Source organism: Acidocella sp., assembly GCF_013044125.1.
GTDB lineage: Bacteria > Pseudomonadota > Alphaproteobacteria > Acetobacterales > Acetobacteraceae > Acidocella.
The window spans coordinates 1-3,275 of sequence record NZ_JABEVC010000177.1; the positions used below are offsets into that span (position 1 = coordinate 1).

Sequence of the window (3,275 nt, forward strand, 5' to 3'; positions counted from 1 at the left end):
CTCGATGCATGACGCGCCCCGCCGCGCGCCGCGCGGGGCGCTCTTTCGCGTCACCCCCGAGGGGCTTGTGGAGCGCCGCCGCGACGCTCTGTTCACCTCCAACGGCCTCGCCTGGTCCGCCGATGGGCGCAGCATGTTCCACTCGGATTCACGCGGCTGCTGGATCGAGCGCTGGGATTTCGCCCCCGCAACCGGCGCGATGAGCGGCCAGATGCGCATCGCCACCCCTGGCGAGGCGGAGGGGCGGCCGGATGGTGGCGCGGTTGACGCGCAGGGTTATTACTGGAGCGCCGGTGTCTCCGCCGGGTGCCTCAACCGCTATGCGCCGGATGGCAAGCTGGACCAGCGCATCCCCGTTCCAGTCCCAGCCCCCACCATGCCCTGTTTTGGCGGTGACGGGCGGCTTTATGTCACCTCCCTGCGCCCGGCGGGCGGCGCAGCGGGGCCGGTATTGGCGGCAACCGCCACCGTGGCGGGCGTCCCCTGCGCGCTCTTCGCGGCCGGAGCGCTTTGAGTTATGTTCAAGCCCGTCAACTGGGAGCGTAACGTGCCGGAGCGGCCGCTGAAAATCTTTCATATGCCCGAGGCGGCGCCCGGCGGCCAGACGGGGCTGGTGCTTACCCGCCGCCAGCGCATGGGCGACCAGCTCTACGGCCAGATTCTGGAGCAGATCGTCTCCGGCCGGTTGCCCGAGGGTACGCGCCTGCCGGCCGAGCTGGACCTGTGCAAGATGTTCGGCGTCTCCCGCCCGGTAGTGCGCCAGGCCTTGCAGCGGCTGCGCGCCGATGGGCTGGTGCAGGCCCGCCAGGGCTCGGGCACTTATGTGATGGCCCGCCCGGCCGAGCGTCTGGCCAATTTCGCCGAACCGCAGCGTGTGGCGGAGTTTCTGCGCTGCATCGAGGTGCGGCTGGTGCTGGAGGGCAGTGCCGCCCGCCATGCCGCAGAGCGGCGCAACCCGGCGGAGCTGGCGGGGATAAAAGCAGCGCATGAGCGTTTCCGCGGCGAGGCGGCGTTGGGCAGCCCCAGCCCGGATGCTGATCTGGCGTTCCATATGGCCATCGCCCAGGCTTCGGGCAACAGCTTCTACCCGGCTCTGCTGGCGCATCTGCACGAGGCGCTGACCGGCTTCATGAATCTGTCTCTCCAGCTCACCCGCACCAGCCCGCGCGAGCGCGCCAGCCAGGTGTTGCAGGAGCATGTGCTGATTTTGGAAGCCATCAGCCTGCAGGACGCGGATGCCGCCCAGGTAGCGATGCAGTTTCACCTCACCCAGGCGCGGCGCCGGATGATCGACCGCAACCGCGACTGAATATTTAGCGCGCGCCGCCCACCAACCCGCGCGCAGTACCCTGCGTCATGAATGACGCAGGGTACTGCGCGCGGGTTGGTGGGCGAACCCCAAACGATCGCGCGCCAGGCGCGGCAAGACGGGGGGTTTACAAACGGCGAGGCCGGGCCAATGTTTGTGCAGAGTCAGGAGGTTCATAGTCAGCTCCCGGCGCGAGGAGTTAGGAATTGATTGATCCCTTTGGCCGCCGCATTTCCTACCTGCGTCTCTCGGTCACGGACCGCTGCGATCTGCGCTGCGCTTATTGCATGGCCGAGGATACCGAATTCCTGCCCAAGGCGGATGTGCTGGACCTTGAAGAGCTGGCGCGGCTGAGCAGCGTGTTCATCGGCCTGGGCGTGCGCAAGCTGCGGCTGACCGGCGGCGAGCCGCTGGTGCGCCGGGGCATCATGCAGTTAATCGGCGCGCTGGGTGAGCATGTGGCGGCTGGCCGGCTGGCGGAGCTGACGCTGACCACCAACGGCACGCAGCTGAGCCGCTACGCCGAGGGGCTGGCGCGGGCCGGGATGCGGCGGATCAACGTCTCAGTGGACAGTTTGGACCCCGGGCTGTTCCACAAGATCACCCGCCGGGGCGATCTGGCGCTTGTGCTGGAGGGCATCCGCGCCGCCAAGGCCGCGGGTCTGGCCGTGAAGATCAACACCGTGGTGCTGGGCGGGGTGAACGGCCATGAGATCGACCGGCTGATTGCCTGGTGCGGCGAGGAGGGGCATGATCTCTCGTTGATCGAGGCCATGCCGCTCGGCGAATTCAGCACCGGGCCGGACTTCCTGGCGTTGCCGCTGAGCGTGCTGCGCGACCAGCTGGCGCGGCGCTGGACCCTGGCGGCCACCGATTATAGCAGCGGCGGCCCGGCCCGCTATGTAACCGTGGAGCAAACCGGGCGGCGGCTCGGCTTCATCACCCCGCTCAGCCATGGTTTCTGCGAAAGCTGCAACCGGGTGCGCGTGAGCTGCACCGGCAGGTTGTTTTTATGCCTGGGCCATGAGGCCGGCACCGATCTGCGCCAGCCTTTGCGCGCCTCGGCCAGCGATGCGCCGTTGCAGGAGGCGATCCGCCGCGCCATCGGCCATAAGCCGGAGGGCCATGATTTCGTGGCTCAGCGCGCCAGCCATCAGCCGCTGGCGCGGACCATGAACCAAACCGGCGGATAAATTCAGCGCTGCTGGCGGTTGCGCTCCCACCAGGCGGATAATGCCGCTGGGTCAGGGGGGAGCAGCTCGCACATGCCGCCGGTGAAGCGCAGCCAGGATTCGAGCCGGTTGACTGAAACGGTGGTCAGCAAGGGCAGCTCCGCCGCCATGGCTTGCAGCATTTCATCGGCCAGGCCGCCGCCCTCAGCCTCCAGCGGGCCGAATTTATTGACCAGAATCAGGGAACTGCGCCCGGCAATGGCGCGCCGCAGAACGGCGGAAGCGGCGGCCACGGCCGAGGGGTCAACCGCGCAGGATCCGGCGCAGGCCTCGCTGAGCATGATCGCGAAGCGCTCGCCTGTGTTCAGGTCGGCCAGTGTTATGGCATCGGGCGCATCTCCGGCGCTTTTGCTGCCCTCTTGCAGCAAACCGGCAACGGCCACGCTCTGGGCTTGTTGCAGGGCCGCGAAATCCGCCAGCAGGGCATGGGCGGCGTGGCGATGCGGCAAAACGACTGCGCCCGCGCGGTATGGCCGCTGGCTTAGTTGCGCGGCGGCTTCCTCGCGCTCCTCCGGCCGGTTGATATTGAAAAACGGATCGCGCGGCTCGTCCGGCCATTCCACGGTTGCGGCGCCGCAGTGTTCGGCCCACAGGCCCATTTTGCGCTGCCCCTGCTCAAGCAGAAACCGCCGCAGCGGCGCGCGCAGGCTGGCGGACCATAGCCCCGCCACCGGGTGACGCCGCCCGCCCGATGCCGCCACAGCTGCCAATTGCCCGCCGCACACCCCGTGGCC

Annotated in this window: 4 protein-coding genes; 3 read left to right on the plus strand and 1 reads right to left on the minus strand. The window is 68.4% G+C overall.

Annotation, left to right across the window (positions count from 1 at the left end):
* The 3 genes from HKL97_RS10790 to moaA all read left to right on the plus strand — a co-directional run.
* A partial coding sequence (locus tag HKL97_RS10790; RefSeq protein ID WP_291425186.1) for an SMP-30/gluconolactonase/LRE family protein occupies positions 1-514 on the plus strand: 514 nt, incomplete at its 5' end.
* Between the two features lie 3 nt (positions 515-517).
* Positions 518-1,309 carry a FadR/GntR family transcriptional regulator gene (locus tag HKL97_RS10795; protein WP_291425188.1) on the plus strand — a complete coding sequence of 264 codons (792 nt, stop codon included), beginning with the start codon at positions 518-520 and terminating at the stop codon, positions 1,307-1,309.
* Between the two features lie 206 nt (positions 1,310-1,515).
* Entirely contained in the window at positions 1,516-2,502 is a 987-nt protein-coding gene (moaA, locus tag HKL97_RS10800; RefSeq protein ID WP_291425190.1) for a GTP 3',8-cyclase MoaA, read from the plus strand.
* Between the two features lie 2 nt (positions 2,503-2,504).
* Here moaA and HKL97_RS10805 read toward each other — a convergent pair.
* The coding region (locus tag HKL97_RS10805) for a DUF2478 domain-containing protein (RefSeq protein WP_291425192.1) at positions 2,505-3,275 on the minus strand (771 nt) is incomplete at its 5' end.